23 protein-coding genes are annotated in these 22,880 nt (G+C 68.1%); 11 read left to right on the top strand and 12 right to left on the bottom strand.

Going from position 1 to position 22,880, the window contains the following annotated elements; all coding sequences use genetic code 11:
• Positions 1 to 16: 16 nt before the first annotated feature.
• From rpoD to ABIE19_RS16720, 4 genes are all read right to left on the bottom strand, one after another.
• Positions 17 to 1,951, bottom strand: a complete 1,935-nt coding sequence (gene rpoD / locus ABIE19_RS16735; RefSeq protein WP_354090379.1) for an RNA polymerase sigma factor RpoD — start codon at positions 1,949 to 1,951, stop codon at positions 17 to 19.
• A gap of 77 nt (positions 1,952 to 2,028) precedes the next feature.
• Positions 2,029 to 2,388 (bottom strand): hypothetical protein, encoded by a 360-nt coding sequence (locus tag ABIE19_RS16730; RefSeq protein WP_354090378.1) that lies wholly within the window; start codon positions 2,386 to 2,388, stop codon positions 2,029 to 2,031.
• 16 nt (positions 2,389 to 2,404) lie between these two features.
• Positions 2,405 to 4,294: a DNA primase gene (gene dnaG, locus ABIE19_RS16725; protein WP_354090377.1), complete on the bottom strand. Its 1,890-nt coding sequence runs from the start codon at positions 4,292 to 4,294 to the stop codon at positions 2,405 to 2,407.
• A 101-nt stretch (positions 4,295 to 4,395) separates the two neighbouring features.
• A complete protein-coding gene (locus ABIE19_RS16720; protein WP_354090376.1) occupies positions 4,396 to 5,532 on the bottom strand; it encodes a patatin-like phospholipase family protein in 1,137 nt (378 codons plus the stop codon).
• Positions 5,533 to 5,726: 194 nt separating this feature from the next.
• On the opposite strand from ABIE19_RS16720, the gene ABIE19_RS16715 reads away from it, so the two are divergent.
• Positions 5,727 to 5,993, top strand: coding sequence for a hypothetical protein (locus ABIE19_RS16715; RefSeq protein WP_354090375.1), 267 nt, complete (start codon positions 5,727 to 5,729; stop codon positions 5,991 to 5,993).
• A gap of 20 nt (positions 5,994 to 6,013) precedes the next feature.
• On the opposite strand, the gene carA is transcribed toward ABIE19_RS16715, so the two are convergent.
• Together carA and ABIE19_RS16705 are read right to left on the bottom strand one after the other, a co-directional pair.
• Positions 6,014 to 7,174, bottom strand: coding sequence for a glutamine-hydrolyzing carbamoyl-phosphate synthase small subunit (gene carA, locus ABIE19_RS16710; RefSeq protein WP_354090374.1), 1,161 nt, complete (start codon positions 7,172 to 7,174; stop codon positions 6,014 to 6,016).
• Positions 7,175 to 7,261: 87 nt separating this feature from the next.
• Positions 7,262 to 8,557 (bottom strand): amino acid permease, encoded by a 1,296-nt coding sequence (locus tag ABIE19_RS16705; protein WP_354090373.1) that lies wholly within the window; start codon positions 8,555 to 8,557, stop codon positions 7,262 to 7,264.
• Between the two features lie 90 nt (positions 8,558 to 8,647).
• On the opposite strand from ABIE19_RS16705, the gene ABIE19_RS16700 reads away from it, so the two are divergent.
• The 9 genes from ABIE19_RS16700 (at position 8,648) to ABIE19_RS16660 (ending at position 17,732) form a co-directional block, all read left to right on the top strand.
• On the top strand, positions 8,648 to 9,352 hold the full coding sequence (locus ABIE19_RS16700) for an HAD family hydrolase (RefSeq protein ID WP_354090372.1): 705 nt from the start codon (positions 8,648 to 8,650) through the stop codon (positions 9,350 to 9,352).
• 163 nt (positions 9,353 to 9,515) lie between these two features.
• Complete coding sequence (locus ABIE19_RS16695; protein ID WP_354090371.1) at positions 9,516 to 9,794, top strand: ribonuclease E inhibitor RraB; 279 nt, start codon at positions 9,516 to 9,518, stop codon at positions 9,792 to 9,794.
• Positions 9,795 to 9,804: 10 nt separating this feature from the next.
• Positions 9,805 to 13,104, top strand: coding sequence for a carbamoyl-phosphate synthase large subunit (gene carB / locus ABIE19_RS16690; RefSeq protein WP_354090370.1), 3,300 nt, complete (start codon positions 9,805 to 9,807; stop codon positions 13,102 to 13,104).
• Positions 13,105 to 13,433: 329 nt separating this feature from the next.
• Positions 13,434 to 14,750 (top strand): amidohydrolase, encoded by a 1,317-nt coding sequence (locus ABIE19_RS16685; RefSeq protein ID WP_354090369.1) that lies wholly within the window; start codon positions 13,434 to 13,436, stop codon positions 14,748 to 14,750.
• Between the two features lie 68 nt (positions 14,751 to 14,818).
• On the top strand, positions 14,819 to 15,037 hold the full coding sequence (locus ABIE19_RS16680; RefSeq protein WP_354090368.1) for a cysteine protease: 219 nt from the start codon (positions 14,819 to 14,821) through the stop codon (positions 15,035 to 15,037).
• A 67-nt stretch (positions 15,038 to 15,104) separates the two neighbouring features.
• Positions 15,105 to 15,773 carry a glutathione S-transferase gene (locus ABIE19_RS16675; RefSeq protein ID WP_354090367.1) on the top strand — a complete coding sequence of 223 codons (669 nt, stop codon included), beginning with the start codon at positions 15,105 to 15,107 and terminating at the stop codon, positions 15,771 to 15,773.
• 77 nt (positions 15,774 to 15,850) lie between these two features.
• Entirely contained in the window at positions 15,851 to 16,069 is a 219-nt protein-coding gene (locus tag ABIE19_RS16670) for a hypothetical protein (protein WP_354090366.1), read from the top strand.
• A gap of 170 nt (positions 16,070 to 16,239) precedes the next feature.
• The gene (greA, locus tag ABIE19_RS16665) at positions 16,240 to 16,713 is read left to right on the top strand and encodes a transcription elongation factor GreA (RefSeq protein WP_354090365.1); all 474 of its coding nucleotides are present in this window, start codon (positions 16,240 to 16,242) and stop codon (positions 16,711 to 16,713) included.
• Positions 16,704 to 17,732, top strand: a complete 1,029-nt coding sequence (locus tag ABIE19_RS16660) for a mitochondrial fission ELM1 family protein (RefSeq protein WP_354090364.1) — start codon at positions 16,704 to 16,706, stop codon at positions 17,730 to 17,732. The genes greA and ABIE19_RS16660 overlap by 10 nt, the downstream gene beginning before the upstream one ends.
• Here ABIE19_RS16660 and ABIE19_RS16655 read toward each other — a convergent pair.
• A complete protein-coding gene (locus ABIE19_RS16655; protein ID WP_354090363.1) occupies positions 17,729 to 18,043 on the bottom strand; it encodes a hypothetical protein in 315 nt (104 codons plus the stop codon). The two genes, ABIE19_RS16660 and ABIE19_RS16655, sit on opposite strands and share 4 nt — an antisense overlap.
• A gap of 67 nt (positions 18,044 to 18,110) precedes the next feature.
• Here ABIE19_RS16655 and trxB point away from each other — a divergent pair, with 67 nt between their 5' ends.
• Positions 18,111 to 19,118: a thioredoxin-disulfide reductase gene (trxB, locus tag ABIE19_RS16650; RefSeq protein WP_354090362.1), complete on the top strand. Its 1,008-nt coding sequence runs from the start codon at positions 18,111 to 18,113 to the stop codon at positions 19,116 to 19,118.
• 40 nt (positions 19,119 to 19,158) lie between these two features.
• Here the strand turns inward: trxB and ABIE19_RS16645 are convergent, their stop codons facing one another.
• The 5 genes from ABIE19_RS16645 to ABIE19_RS16625 form a co-directional block, all read right to left on the bottom strand.
• Positions 19,159 to 19,563, bottom strand: a complete 405-nt coding sequence (locus tag ABIE19_RS16645; RefSeq protein WP_354090361.1) for a response regulator — start codon at positions 19,561 to 19,563, stop codon at positions 19,159 to 19,161.
• Between the two features lie 9 nt (positions 19,564 to 19,572).
• Entirely contained in the window at positions 19,573 to 20,271 is a 699-nt protein-coding gene (locus tag ABIE19_RS16640; protein WP_354090360.1) for an HWE histidine kinase domain-containing protein, read from the bottom strand.
• A gap of 143 nt (positions 20,272 to 20,414) precedes the next feature.
• On the bottom strand, positions 20,415 to 21,608 hold the full coding sequence (locus ABIE19_RS16635) for a cell wall hydrolase (RefSeq protein WP_354090359.1): 1,194 nt from the start codon (positions 21,606 to 21,608) through the stop codon (positions 20,415 to 20,417).
• A gap of 108 nt (positions 21,609 to 21,716) precedes the next feature.
• Complete coding sequence (locus tag ABIE19_RS16630; RefSeq protein ID WP_354090358.1) at positions 21,717 to 22,193, bottom strand: Dps family protein; 477 nt, start codon at positions 22,191 to 22,193, stop codon at positions 21,717 to 21,719.
• Between the two features lie 174 nt (positions 22,194 to 22,367).
• On the bottom strand, positions 22,368 to 22,730 hold the full coding sequence (locus ABIE19_RS16625; RefSeq protein ID WP_354090357.1) for a DUF6481 family protein: 363 nt from the start codon (positions 22,728 to 22,730) through the stop codon (positions 22,368 to 22,370).
• Between the last annotated feature and the right edge of the window lie 150 nt (positions 22,731 to 22,880).

Below are 22,880 nucleotides of genomic sequence, written 5' to 3'. Positions count from 1 at the left end.
TCGTTTCCCGCCCGGATCAGCTGTCCAGGAAGCTCCGCAGCTTCCGCGACCGCGACGGGTGCTTCAGCTTGCGCAGGGCCTTGGCCTCGATCTGACGGATGCGTTCGCGAGTCACGCTGAACTGCTGGCCGACTTCTTCCAGGGTGTGGTCGGTGTTCATGCCGATGCCGAAGCGCATCCGCAGGACGCGTTCCTCACGCGGGGTCAGCGAGGCCAGGACGCGGGTCGTGGTTTCGCGCAGGTTCGACTGAATCGCGGCGTCGATCGGCAGGACGGCGTTCTTGTCCTCGATGAAGTCGCCCAGGTGGCTGTCTTCCTCGTCGCCGATGGGGGTTTCCAGCGAGATAGGCTCCTTGGCGATCTTCAGCACCTTGCGCACCTTCTCCAGCGGCATGGCCAGCTTTTCGGCCAGTTCTTCCGGGGTCGGCTCGCGGCCGATCTCATGCAGCATCTGGCGGCTGGTGCGGACGATCTTGTTGATCGTCTCGATCATGTGGACCGGGATGCGGATGGTCCGCGCCTGGTCGGCGATCGAGCGGGTGATGGCCTGACGAATCCACCAGGTGGCGTAGGTCGAGAACTTGTAGCCGCGGCGGTACTCGAACTTGTCGACCGCCTTCATCAGACCGATGTTGCCTTCCTGGATCAGGTCCAGGAACTGCAGGCCGCGGTTGGTGTACTTCTTGGCGATGGAGATGACGAGGCGCAGGTTGGCCTCGACCATTTCCTTCTTGGCCTGACGGGCTTCACGCTCGCCCTTCTGCACCGTCTGGACGATGCGGCGGTAGTCGTCGATCGGCAGGCCGGCCTCGGTGGCCACGGCGGCGACGTCGGCGCGGATCTTGGCGATCTGGGCGGCTTCATTGTCGCTGAACTTGGTCCAGCGCACGCCCATCTCCTTGACCCGTTCGGTCCAGCTCGGATCCAGTTCGGAACCGAAGTAGGCCTTCAGGAACTCGGGACGCGAGATGCCGTAGCTGTCGGCCAGGCGCAGCAGGCGGCCTTCCAGGCCGATCAGGCGCTTGTTGATCGCATAGAGCTGCTCGACCAGGGCCTCGATGCGGTTGTTGTTCAGCTTCATCGTCTTCAGACGATCGCTGATGGCCGCGGTCAGGGTCTCATAGGCCTTGTGGTCCTTGGCGTTCAGGACCTCGCCCTTCAGGCGGGCTTCGACCAGCTTGTCCTGCAGCTTGCGGAAGCCGCCGAAGTCGGCCGCGATGGCGTCCAGGACTTCCATGACGCCGTCGCGCAGCTCGGCCTCCAGGGCCGAGATGGACATGCCGCCGCCGTCGTCGAAGTCGTCCTCGTCCTCATCTTCGCCCTCGCCGTCGCTCTCGGGCTTCTCTTCCTCGCCCGCCTCGCCCGCGGGGGGCTGGTTGTGCGGCAGGGACGAGGGATTGAGGATGCCGTAGGTGGCGTCCAGGTCGATGACCTCGCGCAGCAGGATGCGGTTGTTGGCCAGCTCCTCGCGCCAGACCATGATGGCCTCGAAGGTCAGGGCGCTTTCGCACAGACCCGAGATCATGGCGTCGCGGCCGGCCTCGATGCGCTTGGCGATGGCGATTTCGCCCTCGCGGCTCAGCAGCTCCACCGAACCCATTTCGCGCAGGTACATGCGCACCGGGTCGTCGGTGCGGTCATAGGCGGACTTGGTCGCCGTCTCGGCCACCGAGGTCTCGGCGGCGGCGGCCACGTCGGTGCCGGTCGATTCCGCCGCGTCTTCCTCGTCCTGGACGACGTTGACGCCCATTTCCGACAGCATGGCCAGGGTGTCTTCGATGGCGTCGCCGCTGACTTCCTCGCTGTTGAGGACCTTGTTCAGCTCGTCCATCGTCACATAGCCGCGCGCCTTGGCCTGCTTGATGAATTTCTTGACGGCGGCATCGGTGAGATCGAGCAGGGGCCCGTCGGTGTTGGTCTCAGCGTCCTGCGTCTCGGTCTGCGCGCTCATTCAGTTCAGTCTCCACGACCGCGAAAGGGGTGATCAGTCCCCTGCGGCGAAATTACAACGCCTGACGACTTCGTTGGTTACGAAGCCGCGGCATCATCCAAAATCATTCCGGTCTTGGTGGTCCGTCGCAAGGCGTCACGCTCGGCCTTCACGCGAGTGAAAACCGAGGCGTCCAAGGCCCGGCGGGCCTTCGACCTTGCTGACGCGAGCGCCTGCCCCGCCCCCGCATCGCGGGTCAGAGCGTCGAACGCCTGCGACCACCGGATCCTCGCCTCGCCGAGGGGCTTGTCTGCAGCCAGGAATGGCGCGCCGGACTTCGCCGCCGCCTTCTCGACCTCGTGCATCAAGGCATCATGATCCGATTGGGCCAGATGGCGACGTATGGCGGCCGAGTCAAGATGTCGTGACGAATCACGCGACGCGACATCGAGACTCATGTTCCACGCCCCCTTCTCAGTGCAGTTCCTCGCTGGCCTGATCGGTCCAGATCGCCCCGCTGCCGAGATGGCGGACCAGGGCGTCGCGTTCGCCCTTCAGGGTCGAGAAGGCGGGGAAGTCGAACGCGTCCTCGTCCTTCATCTCATCCAGAGCGCGGTTCAGCGTCAGGATCTTCACCAGGGTTTCGAGCGCGCGAACCAGTTGCTCGCGCGACAGTTCACGATCGCCGCCGGCCAGGAAGGGCGCCCCCGACACCGGAGCGACCAGCGCCAGGCGGCTCAAGGTCTCGCCGTGGCCCAGGGCGTTGAGGCGGTTGCGCATCAGGCCTTCGTCGGCGTCGGGAATATCGAACGAGACGCGGACGATGTCCTCGCCCAGCTTCATCAAGGTCTCATCCCCCAGCCCTTGGCTGGAGATGGTGTCCATCTTCTCGTGAACCACTTCGGGATAGCGCAGCAGACCTTCGGCCACGGCGGCGGCCAGGGGTTTGGGCGCCGACACCAGCCGCGCGCGCGCCGCACGGCCCTCGGCCGTCGCGCCTTCGACTACCTTGCGGCGATGGTCGTCCCAGCGCTTGCGCGCCAGGGCCTGTCCCGCCTGGCGCGGAGAGACCGCCGTCGAATCCTGACGCCGCAGGGCGTCGTTGAGGTCCAGAAGATACTGCCGATAGGCGTGGCTCAGGTCCGTGTCGGCGATGGTCGCCGCCGCCTTGCGCAACTGGGCCTTCAGCAGCGAGCGCCGCTCCGGCGTCTCCAGGGCCCCGACCTTCTCGCGCTCGACGCGGAACAGGACGTCGGCCAGGGCCTCGGTGTGCGACAACTGTTCACGCAGCACCCCCGCCCCGTGCTCGCGCAGGATGTCGTCGGGGTCCTTGCCCCCGTTCAGCTTGGCGAAGCGGAACGACTTGTCCGGCTTCAACAGGGGCAGGGCGCGCTCGATGGCCCGGGCCGCCGCGCGCTGTCCGGCGCCGTCTCCGTCGAAGCACAGGACCGGCTCGGGGCTGACGCGCCACAGCACGCCCATCTGCTCCTCGGTCAAGGCCGTGCCCATGGGGGCCACGGCGGCGACGCCCGCTCTCTGACAGGCGATGACGTCCATATAGCCTTCGACGACGACCACCCCCTGCTCGCCGCGCTTCTCCGCCCCCAGGATGCGCCGCGCCTCCGGCAGGCCGTAGAGGGTGGCGCCCTTGTGAAACAGCGGGCTTTCCGGACCGTTCAGATACTTGGCCCGGTCATCGGGGTTCATCGCCCGGCCGCCGAAGCTGACCACCCGGCCGCGCGCGTCGTGAATGGGGAAGATCAGCCGGTCGCGGAACCGGTCATAGGGCGCGCCCCCGCCCTCCGGCGAGATCAGCAGCCCCGCCTCGACCAGGTCGCCGGGCCGCGCCCCGCGCTGGATCAGGGCGTTCTTCAGCCCCTCGCGATCGTTGGGGGCGTAGCCCAGACCGAAACGGTCCCACTGGTCCTCGGGCAGGCCGCGCTTTTCCAGATATTCCCGCGCCGCCTTGCCGACCGAGCGGCGCAGGTTGGCCGAAAACCACTTCTGGGCCAGGTCTATCCAGTCCGACAGACCCTGGCGCTTCTGCTCGCGTTCCGCCGCCTGGGGGTCCTCGGCGGGAAGCTGCATCCCCGCCTCGCCCGCCAGCCTCTGCACCGCCTCGACGAAGCTGAGACGTTCCGTCTCCTGCAGGAAGCTGATGACGTCGCCGTGCTTGCCGGAGCTGAAATCGTGGAAGAAGCCCTTGTCGTCGTTGACGAAGAAGCTGGGCGACTTCTCCTTCGCAAAGGGGCTCAGGCCCACATACTCGCGTCCCTGACGCTTGAGCTTCACCGTCCGCCCGATCACGTCGGACGGCCGAAGGCGGGCCTTCAATTCTTCAAGGAAACGATCGTCGAAACGCACTGGGTCAAACAGCCCGGCTCAGGGATGAAGGGAAGGCTCCGCGCGTCGCCGTCCCCGGGAAACTTACGCACAGTCTGTGAGTATGTGGAGAAAGGCGAGCCCTACTTCCACGCCTCCCCGCTTCGTCCCAGGGCCTCGCCCAGGTCGTAGACAGCGGTCATGGCTTCCTGGCTGAAGTCCAGGCTGTTGGCGCCGTCGAAATCCTCGGGGATGGCGGCGACGTGGAATTCCAGGCCGTTGCGGCTGGCGAAGGCGCGGTTGGCGGCGATGGTGGCGCGCAGCTGGCCGCCCAGAACCGTGTCCAGGCTGCGGGTCAGGACCGGAATGGCGGCGTCGCGCGTGACGGCGAAGCGGGCGGTGTCCTTGCCGTTGACCACGACATGGAGCCGCGCGCCCTGAAACACCCCGGCCGCGTCGTCCCAGTTCCACATGATCTGCGGCAGGGCGACGAAGGGGTTCATCACCCCGCCGTCGACGTGCATTTCCTCGAAGGCCGCGCCATGCCCCTGCGAACGGATCATGACCGGAGGAAAGGCGCCGGGAATGCTGGCCGAGGCGATCAGGACGTCGCGGAACAGCTCCAGAGCCTCCGGCCCGCCGCGTTCGGCTATGGCGCCCATGTTCCAGATGACGCCGCGCTGGGCGTCTAGGTCGGTGGTGGCGACCAGCAGCAGCCGTCCCTTGGCGTGTTCGGCCGCGACCTCGGCCAGCAGGGCCTCGTCCACATGGCTCTCGACCAGTTCGCGCAAGGGCCGGCCGCTGAACACGCCCGAGCCGACCAGGGCGCGCACGCCCCGGCTCTTCAGCAGGCCCGTCGCCTGACCGCCGGTATAGGCCTCCTTCAGCCTTGCGTCCCAGCGCGGCCCCAGGAAGACGAAGGGCGCGGCCAGGGCGCCGGTCGACACCCCCGTCACCACCTCGAAGTCGGGTCGTTTGCCGCTGGCGGTCCAGCCGTTCATCAGGCCGGCGGTGAAGGCGCCGTTGGCCCCGCCGCCGGACAGGGCGATCAGGTCGAAATGGCCGTCCGGCCCCTTGGGCACGCCCTCGCTCAACTGCTGTTCGATCTTCTGCGCCGCCGCCTCGTCCTCGACGGAGAAGCGGACGTTGGGAAAGCCGATGGGCGAGGCCGCCTCGCGCTCGTTCAGGCCGAAGTCGCTGCGCGCGCCGCTGGCGCAGGCCGCCAGCAGGAGGCCGGCGCTCAGAACGACCGCCGCCGTCCGCATCAGGCTGTATCCCATGTCTATTCTCCAGACGGCCCTTCTAGGCGCGATCCATGACAGATGGAAAAGCGGCAGGCCCGCAAAAGCTCCGTTAGGTTTTCATTAACCAAGAAGGCCTCTGCGGCCTCGGGGTCGTCCGAATACGAACGAAATCGGGAGGGATAACGAAATTATCCACAGCCTGTGGATGTATCGCCGCAAGGAAGCCCTCCATGTTCATCGCCATCGCCCGTCCGGCGGTGGAGCCCCAAGGCCCCGACGCCGTCGCCGTCCCCGGCTCCCCCGCCATTCCCGTCCTGACGCCGCGCGCCCTGCACGCCCGCCTGCTGGACAACGCCGCCGCCCGCCGCCGACGCGGCCTGGAGCGCAGGCGGTCGCACAGGACGGAGGACGCGGCCTATTGGCTGACGGCCGCGCCCATGGCGGTGCGCAAGGCATGCGAACTGCGAGATCGGACGGCGCTGGCGCCCCTGCCCTGACGGTCAGGCGGCCCGAAGCCTCAGGCCCACATGGAGTCCGCGAAGCGGTTGAACAGATAGAGGCTGTCCGTCGGTCCGGGCGAGGCCTCGGGGTGATGCTGGACGCTGAAGATCGGCCTGTCCTTGACCGCGATGCCGCAGTTGGTGCCGTCGAACAGGCTGACGTGGGTTTCGACCAGGGTCTCGGGCAGGCTGTCGCGATCCACTGTGAAGCCGTGGTTCATCGAGACGATCTCGACCTTGCCGGTCGTCAGGTCCTTGACCGGATGGTTGGCGCCGTGGTGGCCCTGCTCCATCTTGACCGTCCGGGCGCCCAGGGCGATGGCCAGCATCTGGTGGCCCAGGCAGATGCCCATGATGGGCTTGCCGCTGGCGACCAGCTTCTTGATCTCCGGCACGGCGTATTCGCCGGTCGCGGCCGGATCGCCCGGACCGTTCGACAGGACCACGCCGTCGGGATTGCGGGCCAGGATGTCCTCGGCCGAGGTCGTGGCCGGAACCACGGTGATCTTGACGCCGGTCGAGGCCAGTGCGCGCAGGATGTTGCGCTTCACGCCATAGTCGACGACCACCACCGACTTGTCGGCCGCATCCACCTTGGGATAGCCGGCCGGCCATTCCCAGACGCCCTCGTCCCAGTCGAAGGCCTGCAGCGTGGAGGCCTCCTTGGCCAGGTCCAGGCCGACCAGGCCGGTCCAGGCCCTGGCCTGGGCGACCAGGGCGTCGATGTCGAAGCGACCCTCGGGATCATGGGCGATGACGCCGTGCGGCGCGCCCTTGTCGCGGATGATCTTGGTCAGGGCGCGCGTGTCCACGCCCGACAAGCCGACCACGCCGCGACGCTTCATCCAGGCGTCGAGGTCGCCGTGCGAGCGCCAGTTGGCCGGATCGGTCGGAACATCGCGGAAGATCGCGCCCACGGCGGCCGTCCCGGCGCCGTCGCCGATCTGCTCCACGTCCTCGACATTGACGCCGACATTGCCGACGTGCGGGAAGGTGAAGGCCAGGATCTGGCTCATGTAGGAGGGGTCGGTCAGGATCTCCTGATAGCCCGTCATGGCGGTGTTGAAGACCACCTCGCCCAGGGCCGAACCGACGGCGCCCACGCCGATCCCCTGCAGGACGGTTCCGTCAGCGAGCACGAGGACGCCGGTGGCGCCGGACAGAATCTGAGTCGTCATGGCGCAGGCTCCTAACAGTGAAAACGGGCGGACAAACGGCGGCGTGACTAAAGAGATGCAGGGGCGGGGTCAACCGCCCTTCGACCTTTAGGCCTTCTGGCCCTTCCGCACCCAGACCCAGGCCAGGCTGGTCAGGGCGAAGAATCCGACGCTGGGCAGGATATAGCCGCCCGCCGCCGCCGCGACTGCAAAGGCCGAGAAGACCACGCCGACCACGGCCAGGACGCGCCAGGCAGTCTTGGTCGTCAGCTTCCACAGCGTCAGCGAGCACAGGGCGTAGAGGCAGAGGGTCAGCACCGAGGTCACGCCGATCAGGACGCCGAACTGCTGGCCCAGGGTCGGCTGGGCGCTGGCGATGACCAGAACGCTCATGACCACGCAGTTGAGGATGGGGTTGCTCAGCGGGGTCCTGCCCTTCTGCGCCCCGCCGAACCAGCGCGGCATCCAGCCGGCCTCGGCCGAACCCCGCGCGGTCTCGCCGGCCAGCATGGTCCAGCCGGCGATGGTGCCCAGCACCTTGATGACGGCGCAGGCTGCGACCAGACCGGCCACCGACGAACCCATGACCCGCGCCACCAGATCGGCGTAGGGGCTGGTCGAATGGACCAGGACGTCGGCCGGAATGACGCCGAAGACCGCCACGCTGGCGGCGACATAGACGATGAAGGCCAGAGCCACGCCGCCCAGCGAAGCCCGCCCCACGTCGACCGAGGGGTTCTTGACCAGGCTGGACAGGGCGGCGGCGCTCTCCACGCCCAGGAAGGCCCAGAAGATGACAGCCAGGGAGGCGGGGACAGTCTTCAGCAGGGGTTGATCGCCTGGGCTCCACGACGCCGCGAAGGTGTCGCCGCTGAAGGCCATGGCCCCGGCGACGATGGCCAGGATGATGGGGATCAGGCCAAGGCCGAGCGTAATGGCCCCGAACCGCGCCGCCGTCTTGGCGCCCGAGGCATAGGCCGCCGTCGTCAGCCAGATCAGGGCCAGGTTGCTGACCGCCGCCCACAGGGGCTCCTTCAGCGCCGGAATGAAGAAGGCCAGATAGCCTGTGCCCGCCACCGCCAGGGCGACATTGCCCGCCAGGCAGGCGGCCCAATAGGCCAGTCCCGTCTGATAGCCGATGAACCGGCCCATGCCACGCCGGGTGAAGTCCGACAGGCCGTCGGCGTCCGGCTGCATCCGACCCAGACCGCCGAACACGAGGGCCAATGTCACCGCGCCTAGGCCGCAGATCAGCCAGCCGATAATGCTGCTGCTGCCTGTCGGCGCCAGGGTCGCGGGCAGCAAATAGACGCCCGAACCGATCATGTTCCCGGCCACCACCAGGGCGGCCAGCGCCCATCCGATGCGATGCGGAGGATCAGGCAGGATTTCGGTCTGGGTCATCTTCGCCGCATAGACCGAAATGTCGCACCCGTCGCGTGATAATGCGCCGGGCATGGGTTAGAGAGCCGCCGAAGACGACGGAGCCTCCCCATGACCATCACCACGGTCGGCCTCGATGCCGACGACACCCTCTGGCACAACGAGACCATCTTCCGCCTGAGCCAGAAGCGGTTCGTGGATCTGCTGGCCGACCACGCCGACGAGCCGGTGATGATGGAGCGCCTGTCGGTGGTCGAGCGCCGCAACCTGCGGCTCTACGGCTACGGCGTGAAGGGCTTCACCCTGTCGATGCTGGAGACGGCGATGGAGCTGTGCGACGGCGCCGCCCCGCCGCACATCATCCGCGAGATCCTGGCCGCCGGACGCGAGATGCTGGCGCATCCTGTCGAGACCCTGCCCGGCGTCGACGAGGTCCTGGCCGAACTGTCCGAGAAGTACCGCCTGGTCCTGATCACCAAGGGCGACCTGATGGACCAGGAGCGCAAGCTGGCGGCGTCCGGCCTGGGCGAGCTCTTCGCCGCCGTCGAGATCGTGTCCGAGAAGGATCGCTCCACCTATGACCGCATCTTCGCCCGCCATGGCACCGGCGCGGCCGAGGCCGTCATGGCCGGCAATTCGATGAAGTCCGACGTCCTGCCCGCCATCGAGGCCGGCGCCTTCGCCGCTCATATTCCCTATGAGATCACCTGGGCTCATGAACTGGCCGACGCCCCCGAGGGGCACCCTCGCTACGTCAGCCTCAGCCGCATCGGCGAACTGCCCGACTGGATCGCCGCTATCGAAGGCGCGGACTGAATCCACAGCCGCCTCATTCTGGCCCTTGCTCCCCCGGCCCCTCCTCTCTAAACGGGCCGCTTAACCGACAACCTGAACGGATCGGTCGCGGGGGCTCGCCCTGCGTCCGGTTTCTTCGCGCGCGTGGAGCCCGGCGCTGAACAGTCACGAGGAAAAGGATGCTATGGTGCGCGCTGCTCTGGCCGAGCAGGGCGACAGCGGGATCACCCCGCGCCATACGCTGTTCTATTTCTACGGCGACGAGGATGCGCACGGCGACCTCTGCGAGGTCGCGCGTCGTGCGGGTTTTCTGACAAGAGGCCAGGGCGACATGACCGTTCTGGAAACCACCATGCCGGTCGACGAGGCGTCCTTCGCGCCTGTATCGGCCATGATGCAAACCTGGGCCGCGGCCTTTCAGCTGGACTATGACGGCTGGGAGTGCGCGGTCGTGACGAACTGAGTAGACGCCGATGCCCAAGCGCACAGACATCAAGTCCATCCTGATCATCGGCGCCGGCCCGATCGTCATCGGCCAGGCGTGCGAGTTCGACTATTCGGGCGTTCAGGCCTGCAAGGCGCTGAAGGCCGAGGGTTACCGGGTCGTCCTAGTCAACTCGAACCCCGCCACCATCATGACGGACCCCGAGGTGGCCGACGCCACCTATATCGAGCCGATCACCCCCGACATCGTCGAGAAGATCATCGCCAAGGAGCGTCCCGACGCCCTTCTGCCGACCATGGGCGGCCAGACGGCCCTGAACACGGCCCTAGCCCTGGAACAGTCGGGCGCCCTGGCGAAATACGGCGTCGAGATGATCGGCGCCAAGGCCGAGGTCATCGACAAGGCCGAGGACCGTCAGAAGTTCCGCGACGCCATGGACAAGCTGGGCCTGGAATCGCCCCGCTCGCGCGCCATCCACCACATCGACGAGGCCGACGACGCCCTGGCCTTCGTCGGCCTGCCCGCCATCATCCGCCCCAGCTTCACCCTGGCCGGCACCGGCGGCGGCATCGCCTACAACGTCGAGGAATTCCACGAGATCGTGGAGCGCGGCCTGGACCTGTCGCCGACGACCGAGGTCCTGATCGAGGAATCCGTGCTCGGCTGGAAGGAGTATGAGATGGAGGTCGTCCGCGACAAGGCGGACAACTGCATCATCATCTGCTCGATCGAGAACGTGGATCCCATGGGCGTCCACACCGGCGACAGCATCACCGTGGCCCCGGCCCTGACGCTGACGGACAAAGAATATCAGCTGATGCGCACGGGCTCGATCAACGTCCTGCGCGAGATCGGCGTCGAGACCGGCGGCTCCAACGTCCAGTGGGCGATCAATCCGGCCGACGGCCGCATGGTCGTCATCGAGATGAACCCGCGCGTGTCGCGCTCCTCCGCCCTGGCGTCCAAGGCCACCGGCTTCCCCATCGCCAAGGTCGCCGCCCGCTTGGCCGTCGGCTACACCCTGGACGAGTTGCAGAACGACATCACCCAGGTCACGCCGGCCAGCTTCGAGCCGAGCATCGACTATGTCGTCACCAAGATCCCGCGCTTCGCCTTCGAGAAGTATCCGGGTTCCGAGCCCCACCTGACCACGGCCATGAAGTCGGTCGGCGAGGTCATGGCCATCGGCCGCACCTTCCAGGAGTCGATGCAGAAGGCCCTGCGCGGCCTGGAGACCGGCCTGACCGGCTTCAACGAGGTCGAGATCGAGGGCGTGACCGAGATGGAGGACGAAGCCTCCATCCGCGCCGCCGTGATCCGCGCCCTGGGCGAACCCACGCCGGACCGCATCCGCGTCATCGCCCAGGCCTTCCGCCACGGCCTGACGGTCGAGGAGGTCGCCTCGGCTTGCGCCTACGAACCCTGGTTCCTGCGCCAGATCGCCGACGTCGTCCGCACCGAGGGCCACGTCCGCGTCCAGGGCCTGCCCACGACCGAGACCGAGTTCCGCAAGCTCAAGGCCAAGGGCTTCTCCGACGCCCGCCTGGGCCAGCTGACCGGCAAGTCCGAAGCCGAGGTGCGCGCCGCCCGTCGCGCCCTGAAGGTCCGCCCGACCTTCAAGCGCATCGACACCTGCGCCGCCGAGTTCGCCTCGGCTACGGCCTATATGTATTCGACCTATGAGACCGGCGCCCTGGGCCAGGTCCCCGAGTGCGAGGCCGAACCCTCGGACAAGAAGAAGGCCGTCATCCTTGGCGGCGGTCCCAACCGGATCGGCCAGGGCATCGAGTTCGACTACTGCTGCTGCCACGCGGCCTTCGCCTTCGACGACATCGGCGTCGAGAGCATCATGGTCAACTGCAACCCCGAGACCGTCTCGACCGACTACGACACCTCCGACCGCCTCTATTTCGAGCCCCTGACGGCCGAGGACGTGCTGGAGCTGATTGATGTCGAACGCTCCAAGGGCGAACTGATCGGCGTGGTCGTCCAGTTCGGCGGCCAGACCCCGCTGAAGCTGGCCCATGCCCTGCAGGAGGACGGCGTGCCGATCCTGGGCACCAGCGTCGACAGCATCGACCTGGCCGAGGACCGCGAGCGCTTCCAGCAGATGCTTCAGGCCATCGGTCTGCAACAGCCGCCGAACGGCCTGGCTCGCAGCGCCGAGGAAGCCGCGCAGAAGGCCGAGGAAGTCGGCTATCCCGTCGTCCTGCGCCCCTCCTATGTCCTGGGCGGCCGCGGCATGATGATCGTCCACGACCGCGAGCAACTGGACCGCTACGTCCATGAAGCCATGCGCGTGTCGGGCGATGATCCGGTCCTGATCGACCACTATCTGAACCGCGCCACCGAGGTGGACGTGGACGCCCTGTGCGACGACGAAGACGTCTTCGTCGCCGGCGTGCTGGAGCACATCGAGGAAGCCGGCGTCCACTCGGGCGACAGCGCCTGCTCCATGCCGCCCTTCTCGCTGCGCCCCGAGATCGTCGCTGAGCTGAAGCGTCAAACCACCGCCATGGCCAAGGCCCTGAAGGTGCGCGGCCTGATGAACGTCCAGTTCGCCATCGAGGAGCCGCACAGCGCAGAGCCGCGCATCTTCGTGCTGGAGGTGAACCCGCGCGCCAGCCGCACGGCGCCCTTCGTGGCCAAGACCATCGGCCGGCCGATCGCCGCCATCGCCGCCAAGGTCATGGCCGGCGAGAAGCTGTCCTCCTTCGGCCTGACGGACAAGGAACTGGAGCATATCGCGGTCAAGGAAGCCGTCTTCCCGTTCGCGCGCTTCGCCGGGGTCGACACCATCCTAGGCCCGGAAATGCGTTCGACCGGCGAGGTCATGGGCCTGGACTGGAAGCGCGAAGGCGAGGCCGACCTGGCCCCCGCCTTCGCCCGCGCCTTCGCCAAGTCGCAGATCGGCGGCGGCACGACCCTGCCGACCGAAGGCTGCGCCTTCGTCTCAGTCAAGGACGCGGACAAGCCCTTCATCCTCGAGGCCGTGAAGTCCCTGCTGGCCCAGGGCTTCTCGGTCGTCGCCACCAGCGGCACCCATGACTACTTGAAGTCCGAAGGCCTTGAGGTCGGCCTGGTCAAGAAGGTGCTGGAAGGCCGCCCGAACATCGTGGACGCCATGAAGAACGGCGAGATCCAGCTGGTCTTCAACACCACCGAAGGCAAGCAGGCCCTGACCGACAGCTTCTCCATCCGCCGCACGGCCCTGATGATGAAGATCCCCTACTACACCACCGCCGCCGGCGCCCTGGCCGCGGCGCAGGGCATCGCCGCCATCCGCGCCGGCGACCTCGATGTCCGCCCGGTGCAGTCCTACAACTGAGCCTCGGCCCAGCCCTGAGATCGGCCCCCGGCGTTCCGACGTCGGGGGCTTTTTCACGGGACGTCGAAGCAAGGCCGGAAAGACGCCGGCTCCTCCCCCGCCTGCGGGGGAGGGGGACCACCGAAGGTGGTGGAGGGGCCGGCTCCAAACAAAGCGGTCAGCCTGTTTTCACCGTCGACCCGCCCAAACCTGGAAACCGGCGCCTGACTTTCGCCCCCTCCACCACGCTTACGCGCGGTCCCCCTCCCCCGCTCCGCAGGGGAGGAGTCTTAGGGTTGCCGCCTCGGCCAGACGCGATAGGGTCGTCTTCAGGGACAAGGGGAAGAATAGTGAAACATCTGACGATCACGGCTGTTCTGGCCACGGCTCTGGCGGCGGGCGCCACGCCGAGCTTCGCTCAGGACGCCGGGCTGAAGGCGGCGGTGAAGGCGGACTACGACGCCAACCTGGGCGCCCTGTTCGACCACTTCCATCGCAACCCCGAGCTGTCGGGCATGGAGGTCCAGACCGCCGCCCGCATGGCCCAGGAACTGCGCGCCCTGGGCTATGAGGTCACGACCGGCGTCGGCGGCACGGGCGTCGTGGCGGTGCTGAAGAACGGCGCCGGCCCCACCGTCATGATCCGCGCCGACATGGACGGCCTGCCCCTGCTGGAGAACTCGGGCCTTGCCAACGCCTCGACCGCGCGTCAGGTCGACAGCGACGGCGCCGAGAAGCCCGTCATGCACGCCTGCGGCCACGACGTGCACATCACCGCCCTGATCGGAACGGCGCGGCAGATGCAGGCCCGCAAGGCCAACTGGTCCGGCACCCTGGTCCTCATCGCCCAGCCCGCCGAGGAGCGCATCTTCGGCGCCCGCGCCATGATCGAGGACGGCCTCTACACCCGCTTCCCCAAGCCGGACTACGCCCTGGCCTTCCACGTCTCGGCCGACACTCCGACCGGCAAGATCGAGGCGCCGCTGGGCATCACCTCCTCCAGTTCGGACAGCGTGGACATCACCGTCCACGGCGTCGGCACGCACGGCGCCTCGCCGCACCTCGGCGTCGATCCGGTGCTGGTGGCCTCGCAGATCGTGGTGTCGCTGCAGTCCCTGCGCAGCCGTGAAACCAATCCTCTGGACGGGGCCGTGGTGACGGTCGGCGCCATCCACGGCGGGATCAAGCACAACATCATCTCCGACCGCGTGGACATGCAACTGACGGTGCGCGCCGACAGTCCCGAGGTCCGCACCCAGCTTCTGGACGGCATCGACCGCATCGCGCGGAACACGGCCCTGGCCCTGGGCGTGCCCGAGGACAAGCTGCCGACCGTGACCCGGTCCAAGCTCGAGAACACCCCGCCGACCGTCAACGACGCGGAAACCGCCGCCCGCGTCCGCGCCGCCCTGACGGCAGGTCTTGGCGAGGACGTGCTGATCGACAAGCCGCGCGGCGGCATGGGCGCCGAGGACTTCGCCTATTTCGTCACTCCTGAGAGCGGGGTGAAGGGCGTCTATTTCAGCGTCGGCGGCACCCCCGCCGATCAGGTGGACGACGCCCCCGGCCACCACTCGCCCCTGTTCCGCATCACGCCGGAACCGGCCGTCACCCTGGGGGTCGAAGGCTCCGTCCTGGCCGCCGAAGCCCTGATGGCGAAGTCCTGAAACTGAACCGCCGGGCGGTCAGGCCGTTCTTCCAGGACGCCGCCTGACCGTCACGGAGTTTTCGTCCCATGGCCCTGCCCCGTCTTCTCACCCTTCTGGGCGGTCTCCTGCTGTCGCGCCGGGCGCGGGGCTTCGCCGGACGGAACGCGGGCAAACTGGCCCTGGCCGGGCTGGCGCTGGAGTTGTGGCGCGCCTATCAGGCGTCCCGTCCGAGCGCCTCGCCTCAGCCGCGCGGCGGGCGTCGCGGGCGAAGCAAGGCCCGCTGGAGCGGCCGCCGCCCGCGTTGAGGCCAGGACTGGACAGACCCTGCGTCAACCCCGCAAGCTTCGCCTTCATCCTTGAAGGAGCGGCTGCGTGATCCTGGTCCACCATTTGAACGACTCCCGCTCCCAGCGCGTGCTCTGGCTGCTCGAGGAACTGGGTCTGGCGTACGAGATCAAGCGCTATCAGCGTGATCCGGCCACCCTGCTGGCTCCCCCCGAACTGAAGGCCGTCCATCCCCTGGGCAAGTCGCCGGTGGTGGACGACGGCGACGTCCGCGTGGCCGAAACCGGCGCGGTCGTCGAGCACTTGCTGGACGCCCATGATCCCGACGGACGCCTGCGCCCGGCGCGCGGCACGGCGGACGGCCGGAAATTCACCTACTGGCTGCACTATGCGGAGGGATCGGCCATGCCGCCCCTGCTGCTGAAGCTGGTCTTCACCCAACTTCCCCGACGCGCTCCCGGCCTGGTCCGCCCCCTGGTCAGGAGCATCGCAGCCAAGGCCCAGTCCGGCTTCATCGATCCGCAGATCAAGACCCACGCCGACTGGTGGGAGACCGAACTGGCCGCCACGGGCTGGTTCGCCGGTCCCGCCTTCAGCGCCGCCGACGTGATGATGAGCTTCCCGCTGGAGGCCGCCGCCAGCCGCGCCCTGGACCTGTCGGCCTATCCCAACATCGCCCGCTTCCTGCAGACCATCCACGCCCGCCCCGCCTGGAAACGCGCCCTGGAGCGCGGCGGGGAATACGCCTACGGCTGACGCCTCCCCGCCCGTCGTTCGCGGATCACAGGCGCGCGAACGGGCAACCCCCTGGGGAAACGAGCGTTAACTTCCGCATGCGCCTGTCCAGTGTCCAGTTGATCGCCGCGCTCGCGGCCGCCGTCTGCCTGATCATCGCCTTCATCGCCGCCGGCGTGGGCATGATCTCAGGCTTCTTCATGCTCCTGGCCGTCGCGGCCCTGGTCTTCATCGCCTGGACCGCGCTGCGACGCGCCTTCGGTCGAAGCCGGTCCCAATCCGGCTCCGGCGACGGCTCCAACGCCCTAAACCGCTGAGGCGCGCGACGCTGCGGCAGGCGCGAACAGCGTTCAACCACGGCCACGCTCTTGAGTTTGCCGTCAGGGCGCCCTAACTTCTTGGCCCGGCCACGTGACGCCCCCGTGGCCGAAGCAGTGCCGGAACGTGTCTCATCTGTCTTCGGGCGTAGCAAGAAACTCACGACACAATGGAAAAAGTGCCGATGACGGCCGGGGGCTATCGCGCCCTGGACGATCAACTTAAGCAATTGAAGTCGGTGGAACGACCCGCTGTGATCGCCGCCATCGCGGAAGCCCGCGAGCATGGCGACCTGTCGGAAAACGCCGAGTACCACGCCGCCAAGGAACGCCAGGGCTGGATCGAAGGCTCCATCGCCGAGATCGAGGACAAGCTGTCGCGCGCTCAGGTCATCGACGTATCCAAGCTGTCGGGCAGCCAGGTCAAGTTCGGCGCCACCGTCACCTTCGTCGACGAGGACACCGAGGAAGAGGGCGTCTATCAGATCGTCGGCGAACATGAGGCCGACGTGAAGCTGGGCAAGATCTCCATCGCCTCGCCCATCGCCCGCGCCCTGATCTCCAAGGAGGTCGGCGACGTGGTCGAGGTCAACACGCCCGGCGGCGTGAAGGCCTATGAAATTCTCAAGGTCGAGTGGAAATAACCCCTCCCGACATCGAGGCTGAAGGCAGGGCGCGCGGCACAGCCGCGCGCCCTCTTTCCATCTGGACGGTCTCCGACGGCCGCGCCGGCATCCAGAACCAGGCCCTGGGCCTGGCCGAGGCGGTCGCCCGCCTGACTCCCGCCCATATCGCGATCCAGACCGTCAAATGGCGTCCCGCCTTCGACCGCTGGCCCTCAAGCCTGAAGACCCCCGCCATGCTGGCGCCGGGATCGCTCGACCCACGCACGGTCGTGGAATGGCCCGACCTGTGGATCGCCGCGGGCCGCGCCAGCCTGCCCCTGTCGACCCGCGTGCGCGACTGGAGCGGCGGCAGGACCTTCGTGGTCCAGACCCAGGACCCTCGCTGGCGCAACGACGGCTACGACCTGATCGTGGCCCCGGCCCACGACGGACTGTCGGGCGACAACGTCTTCGAGATCATCGGCAGCCCCCATCGGATCACGCCGCAGAAACTGGCCGAGGCGGCCCCGACCTTCGCCGACCGGATCGCCGCCCTGCCCCGCCCGCACGTCGTCGCCATGATCGGCGGCCGGTCCAAGGCCTTCGACCTGACGGAAGCGCACGCCGCCGACCTGGCCGATCGCATCCGGACGGCGGTCCAGGCGGCCGGCGGCTCTCTCCTGCTGACCTTCTCGCGCCGTACGCCCGCGGCGGCCCAGGCCGTCATGGCCGCGCGCCTGTCGGACCTGCCCGGTTGGATCTGGGACGGGACCGGCGACAATCCCTTGTTCGCCATGCTGGACGCCGCCGACCATGTCCTGGTCACCGAGGACAGCGCCAATATGGCGACCGAGGCGGCCGCGACCGGAAAGCCGGTCCACGTCCTGCCCATGGTTCCGCTGAAGTCCGCCGGCAAGTTCGCCCGTCTGCACGCTGACCTGGAGGCGCACGGCGCCGCCCGTCCCTTCGACGGCGACCTGACCGCCTGGACCTATGAGCCGCTGAACGAGACGGAACGCGCCGCTCGCGCGGTGCTGGAGGCCATGGGAACGCGTTAGTCGCCGCCCCCGCCGCCTCCGTCGCAACCGCCCGCATCGGCGGAGCAGTTCGCGTCGCTGGCGCTGGCGCTGGAGGCGCCGCCGTCGGAGACATGGACCGTATCCCCGCCGTCCTTGCCCTTCTCCTTCTCCTTCGCCTGGCCCGCCACGCCCGCCAGGCCCATGAGCGCGACGCCCAGGCCCGATCCGATGGCCACGCCCAGCGCCAGCCAAAGCGCCAGGTCGCCAGTCGCCGCGCCCAGGGCCGCGCCCAGAGCCATCCCCAGGCCCATCCCGACCGGCAGGAAGACGACGTTCGCACCCTTCTTCATCTCGATCCCCTCGCTTGAAACCACATCCTAGCATCGCGCATCGGGGAATCAGCGCCTAAATAGGCGCATGACCCAAGCTCGTACCGTCCGTGTCGCCATCATCGGTTCCGGCCCCGCCGGCTGGACCGCCGCCATCTACGCCGCCCGCGCCTCGCTGAACCCGGTGGTCATCGCCGGCCTGCAGCCCGGCGGCCAGTTGACCATCACCACGGATGTCGAGAACTACCCCGGCTTCGCCGAGACCATCCAGGGCCCCTGGCTGATGCAGCAGATGCAGGCCCAGGCCGAGCACGTCGGCACGGAAGTCATCCATGACATCGTCGTCCAGGCCGACCTGTCGCAGCGCCCCTTCCGCCTGACGCTGGACTCGGGCGCCGAAATCCTGGCCGAGACGGTCATCATCTCCACCGGCGCCCAGGCCAAGTGGCTGGGTCTGGACTCCGAGGCCGCCTATCAAGGCTTCGGCGTCTCCGCCTGCGCCACCTGCGACGGCTTCTTCTATCGCGGCAAGCAGGTGGTGGTGGTCGGCGGCGGCAACACCGCCGTCGAGGAAGCCCTGTTCTTGACCAACTTCGCCGAGACGGTCACGGTCATCCACCGCAAGAATGAGTTCCGCGCCGAGAAGATTCTGCAGGACCGCCTGTTCGCCCACCCCAAGATCAAGGTGATCTGGGATGTGGCGGTCGACGAAATCCTGGGCGTCGTCGACGGCGTGGCCCGCAATGTCAGCGGCGTGCGCCTGAAGAACGTCAAGACCGGCGACCTGTCGGAAATCCCCGCCGACGGCGTCTTCATCGCCATCGGCCACGCCCCCTCGTCCGAACTGTTCAAGGGCCAGCTGGAGACCAACTCCGGCGGCTATCTGCGGGTCAGGCCGGGCACGGCGGCCACCGCCATCGAGGGCGTCTGGGCCGCCGGCGACGTCACCGACGACGTCTATCGCCAGGCCGTCACGGCGGCGGGCATGGGCTGCATGGCCGCCCTGGAAGCCGCCCGCTTCCTGGCCGAGGAAGACCACAAGGCCGCCCACCACCCCATCAGCCACAAGGAAGCCGAGAAGATCGGCGCCTGGTAGGGCCCGCCCAGGCTCTCTAGCCCGCCCTCGGCGAACCGCTTCAGTTGAAGGCGCGGACCTGGGGCGGGACGGCCGGTGCAGCTTCGCCCGTACGACGACGCAGGGCGTAGTCCACGGCGCGTTCGACGCCGTGCTCGTCCGTGGGCTTGGAGATGACGCCTACGGCGCCGCCTATTCCGCCGCCGACCATGCCCGGGTTGGCCGTCATGAACAGGACGGTCACGCCCATGCCCTCGCCCAGCTGACGGCCCAGTTCGACGCCCGTCGCCCCGTCTGACAGGTGGATGTCCACCAGGGCCAGGTCCACCCCGGCCTCGTGCGCAATGCGCAGGGCCGTGGCCACCTCGGCGGCCGTGCCGACCACCTCATGCCCCATGTCCTCAAGGGTCAGCTGCAGTTCGAGGGCCACCAGGGCCTCGTCCTCAATGATCAGGATGCGCGCCATGTCGAACCCTCATTGGCCTCCGCCCTGCTCCGGGCTCGGATCGACGCCCGAGGCCTGCGTCTTCGTGCTCTTCAAGGCCTCGTCGCGTCGAGACAGGGCCGTCGCCGGCAGGTCGATCCTGACGATCAAACCGGTTTCCGCCCATTCCTGTTCCAGCCGTCCGCCCAACTGACCCTCGACCGACATGACGGCCAGGGAGGCGCCGAAGCCCTGATGCTGCGGCGCGACGGCGGCCGGACCGCCCAGTTCGCGCCAGACCAGCAACAGCCGCTCGCCCCGACGCCGGATGTCCAGCTCCACCCGCCCGCCTTCGACGGACAGGGCGCCGTGCTCCGCCGCATTGACCGCCAGTTCGTGAAACAGCAGGGCCAGAGAGGTCGCGGCCTGATCGTCGAAGCCGGCGTCGTCGCCCGCGACCCGCACCCGCGCCTCGCCGCCGGCGGCATAGGCGCTGAACAGGGACCTCAGGAAGGCCTGCAACGTCTGCCCTTCCTCGCCGTCCGTCCCCTGCCCCCGCGGTCGCACGAAGGCGTGAGCCTGAGCCAGAGCGCCGATGCGGCCGCGCAGGTCGCGCGAGAATTCCTTCGCCTCCGGCCGCGTGCGCGCGGTCAGGGCGACCAGGGCGGAGACCACGGCGAAGATGTTCTTGATCCGGTGGTTCAGCTCCTCGCCGGTCAGCATCTCATGGTGGCGGTCGGCCGCATCCATCGGTTCCGGCGCCTTCCAAGACGCCTCTTCGATCCCGGCCGTTTTTCTGAACGCGTAAGACAAGCTGCAATCCGCACATCCGTCCCTGGGACGTCCCCAAGAGAATGCATGGAAGGCCCGAGCGTTGCGCCCTTCGGCGCGGATCAGGCCTTGGGCTTGCCGACTTCCTCGACCGCCATGGGCGTGACCCCGGTCGGCGGCGGCGCGACCACGAGGGACGGGGCGGCGCCGGTCTCGAAGGCCTTCAACCGCTCATTGATGGCGGCGATCTCTTCCTTGCTGGCCTGGCGACGTCCGCCCAGGCTGGCGACGCCGACCACGCGGGTCTGACCGTCGATCTCCACCGTGCGGAGCTGGCCCGGAGGCATGTCGGTCAGGGCCGCCTCGACGCTGTCGGCCGCCGTGGCCAGCAGGACGCGCGAGCGGGCGAAACGGGCCTCGTCGATGATCGGCTCGCGGCCCGCCGACTTCTGGGCGAAGGCGGCCGTCTCTCCGGGCGCGCCCTTCCAGCGATAGAAGATATGCGCCCCGACCTGGGTGATCTTGGCCAGGGTCGGCGACCACCAGGGATGGACATAGTCGGCGTGGTAGTGGGTCGCCGTGCCCACGCGGGTCGCCACATGGCCGGACAGGGCGCGCTCGGCCACGCGGGCCGCGCGGTCCCAGGCCCAGGGCACCGGCGACCGCGCCAGGGCGCCGTCGCAGGTGAAGCTGAACTGGCATCCGGTCGTCCGCTCCGCCCCCTGGTAGACGACGCCGCAGACGGTCGAGGGGAAGTTGGGGTCGCGCACCCGGTTCAGGACCACCTGGGCCACGCCCTCCTGGCCTTCCGTCGGCTCCAGGGCGGATTCGTAATAGACGGCCTGGGTCAGGCAGCGCAGGGCGCGCTTGCGGTCGGCCTCGGTCGCCGGACGCAGATCAAAGGGCATGGCCGGCTGAAGCGCGCCGAACGCCGTGGGCATGGCCGCGTTCAACTGCTGGGCGGCCAGACCCGACACGCCCTGGTCCAGCGTCGGCTTGCCGCCCAGGGTCAGGCTCTCCCAACCCGGCGTCAGGCCGTAGAGTTCGGGCAGCTTCAGCGCCGGATCATGCCGACGGGCCACGGCCAGTTGGCCGGCGTCCAGACGCTCCATGACGGCCTGGAGGCCCCTGGGCGTCAGGTCGCCGCCGGTCAGGCGGGCCACGGTCTCGGCCGTACGGTCCAGATCGGGTCGCGGGCTGGAGCTGGCGGACATGGCCACGCCCATGGCGGCCAGGGTCACGGCCATGGCGGCGGGCGCCGCGGCCATGGCCCGGCGTCCCGTCGACTTCAGCTGCGGCAGTCGGCCTTTCAGCATCCCGGGTCCGTTTGAAAGCGCCTGCGGCGCCGGTCGGCAGGCTGAATGCCTCGCCAATCCGGCGCTTTTCAGGCCCGAAGATTACCGTTCCGTGAGGACGGGCGAGCCTTAACGGTCGCCCAGGCTGGAACGCAGCATCCAGGCGGCCTTTTCATGGGCGGCCAGGCGCTGGGTCATCAGATCGACCGAGGCCTCGTCGCCCACTTCGTCGGCGGCGTCCAGGGCGGCGCGGGCGGTGGCTATGACCACTCCGTGGTCCTTGATCAGTTCCTTGAGCATCTCGGACGAGTCCTTCTCCGGGTCGCCGTCCTTGATCGAGGTCAGATTGGCGAAGGCCGAGGCGCTCTGCGGCGCCAGTTCGCCCAAGGCGCGGATGCGCTCGGCGATGTCGTCCAGCGCGGCCCAGATCTCGTTGTATTGGTCTTCCAGAAGCTTGTGCAGGCTGAAGAACTCGGGCCCGCGAACGTTCCAGTGATAGCCGTGGGTCTTCTGATAGACGGCGAAACTGTCGGCCAGGGCCTTGGACAGTTCGCGCGCGACGTCGGCGCGTTCCTTGGCCTTCAGGCCGGTGTCGATGGCGTTCATGACGGCTCCCGTTCTTGCATCCGCTGTTGAAGTTCCAGCCTAGCAGTTAGGTCGTCCGGGCCGCGATCCAAGGGGCGGCGACCGCGCGTCGCAGGAAACTTCGCCCCTGTAACGCCAAAGCCGCAGCGGCGTTGCACGCCCTGCGGCCCTGAGGTCTTCGTCAAGAAGGAAGGTTTAGCGCTGACGCGCCTTGCGCGCGGCGTAGCGGGCGTCGCGAGCGGCCTTCTGCTCTTCCTTGGTCAGCTGCTTGCGCTCCTTGCGGGCGGCGCGCTTGGCGGCGTCGACCTCTTCCTGAGCGGCCATCTCGGCGGCCAGGCGGGCGGCGTCCTTCTCGGCCTTCTCGCGGCGCACCTCGGCCTTGGCCAATTCGTGCTGCTGGCGGACCGCCTCTTTCTCGGCGGCGCGCTTTGCGGCCAGCTTCTCGAACTCGGGATCCTGAACCGTCGGCTTCGGCTTGAACTTGGCGAGAAGCGCCTTCTTGGCGTCCTGCTGGGCGGAGATGCGATCGTTGAAGCCGGTTTGTTTAAGGTCGCGCATGCGGAGAGGCGGTCTTCCCTGATTAGATCTGATGAGGAGCGTCGCCGGACGGCGGCTCGGCGGGCGCGCAGAAACGCAGGCGGCCCGGCGCGGTGCCAAAGCGGAATCCGCGACAAAAATCAAGCTCCGCCGCCTCATTCTGTACGATGA

This window comes from Brevundimonas faecalis, assembly GCF_040549405.1.
GTDB lineage: Bacteria > Pseudomonadota > Alphaproteobacteria > Caulobacterales > Caulobacteraceae > Brevundimonas > Brevundimonas faecalis.
Note: the sequence above shows the minus strand (reverse complement) of the source record. Positions and strands in the feature narration are given on the sequence as shown.

Excerpts from the sequence above, each read along its gene's own strand:
- rpoD (WP_354090379.1), bottom strand. The coding sequence starts at position 1,951 with ATGAGCGCGCAGACCGAGACGCAGGACGCTGAGACCAACACCGACGGG.
- ABIE19_RS16730 (WP_354090378.1), bottom strand. The coding sequence starts at position 2,388 with ATGAGTCTCGATGTCGCGTCGCGTGATTCGTCACGACATCTTGACTCG.
- ABIE19_RS16720 (WP_354090376.1), bottom strand. The coding sequence starts at position 5,532 with ATGGGATACAGCCTGATGCGGACGGCGGCGGTCGTTCTGAGCGCCGGC.
- ABIE19_RS16715 (WP_354090375.1), top strand. The coding sequence starts at position 5,727 with ATGTTCATCGCCATCGCCCGTCCGGCGGTGGAGCCCCAAGGCCCCGAC.
- carA (WP_354090374.1), bottom strand. The coding sequence starts at position 7,174 with ATGACGACTCAGATTCTGTCCGGCGCCACCGGCGTCCTCGTGCTCGCT.
- ABIE19_RS16705 (WP_354090373.1), bottom strand. The coding sequence starts at position 8,557 with ATGACCCAGACCGAAATCCTGCCTGATCCTCCGCATCGCATCGGATGG.
- ABIE19_RS16700 (WP_354090372.1), top strand. The coding sequence starts at position 8,648 with ATGACCATCACCACGGTCGGCCTCGATGCCGACGACACCCTCTGGCAC.
- ABIE19_RS16695 (WP_354090371.1), top strand. The coding sequence starts at position 9,516 with ATGGTGCGCGCTGCTCTGGCCGAGCAGGGCGACAGCGGGATCACCCCG.
- carB (WP_354090370.1), top strand. The coding sequence starts at position 9,805 with ATGCCCAAGCGCACAGACATCAAGTCCATCCTGATCATCGGCGCCGGC.
- ABIE19_RS16680 (WP_354090368.1), top strand. The coding sequence starts at position 14,819 with ATGGCCCTGCCCCGTCTTCTCACCCTTCTGGGCGGTCTCCTGCTGTCG.
- ABIE19_RS16670 (WP_354090366.1), top strand. The coding sequence starts at position 15,851 with ATGCGCCTGTCCAGTGTCCAGTTGATCGCCGCGCTCGCGGCCGCCGTC.
- greA (WP_354090365.1), top strand. The coding sequence starts at position 16,240 with ATGGAAAAAGTGCCGATGACGGCCGGGGGCTATCGCGCCCTGGACGAT.
- ABIE19_RS16655 (WP_354090363.1), bottom strand. The coding sequence starts at position 18,043 with ATGAAGAAGGGTGCGAACGTCGTCTTCCTGCCGGTCGGGATGGGCCTG.
- trxB (WP_354090362.1), top strand. The coding sequence starts at position 18,111 with ATGACCCAAGCTCGTACCGTCCGTGTCGCCATCATCGGTTCCGGCCCC.
- ABIE19_RS16645 (WP_354090361.1), bottom strand. The coding sequence starts at position 19,563 with ATGGCGCGCATCCTGATCATTGAGGACGAGGCCCTGGTGGCCCTCGAA.
- ABIE19_RS16640 (WP_354090360.1), bottom strand. The coding sequence starts at position 20,271 with ATGGATGCGGCCGACCGCCACCATGAGATGCTGACCGGCGAGGAGCTG.
- ABIE19_RS16635 (WP_354090359.1), bottom strand. The coding sequence starts at position 21,608 with ATGCTGAAAGGCCGACTGCCGCAGCTGAAGTCGACGGGACGCCGGGCC.
- ABIE19_RS16630 (WP_354090358.1), bottom strand. The coding sequence starts at position 22,193 with ATGAACGCCATCGACACCGGCCTGAAGGCCAAGGAACGCGCCGACGTC.
- ABIE19_RS16625 (WP_354090357.1), bottom strand. The coding sequence starts at position 22,730 with ATGCGCGACCTTAAACAAACCGGCTTCAACGATCGCATCTCCGCCCAG.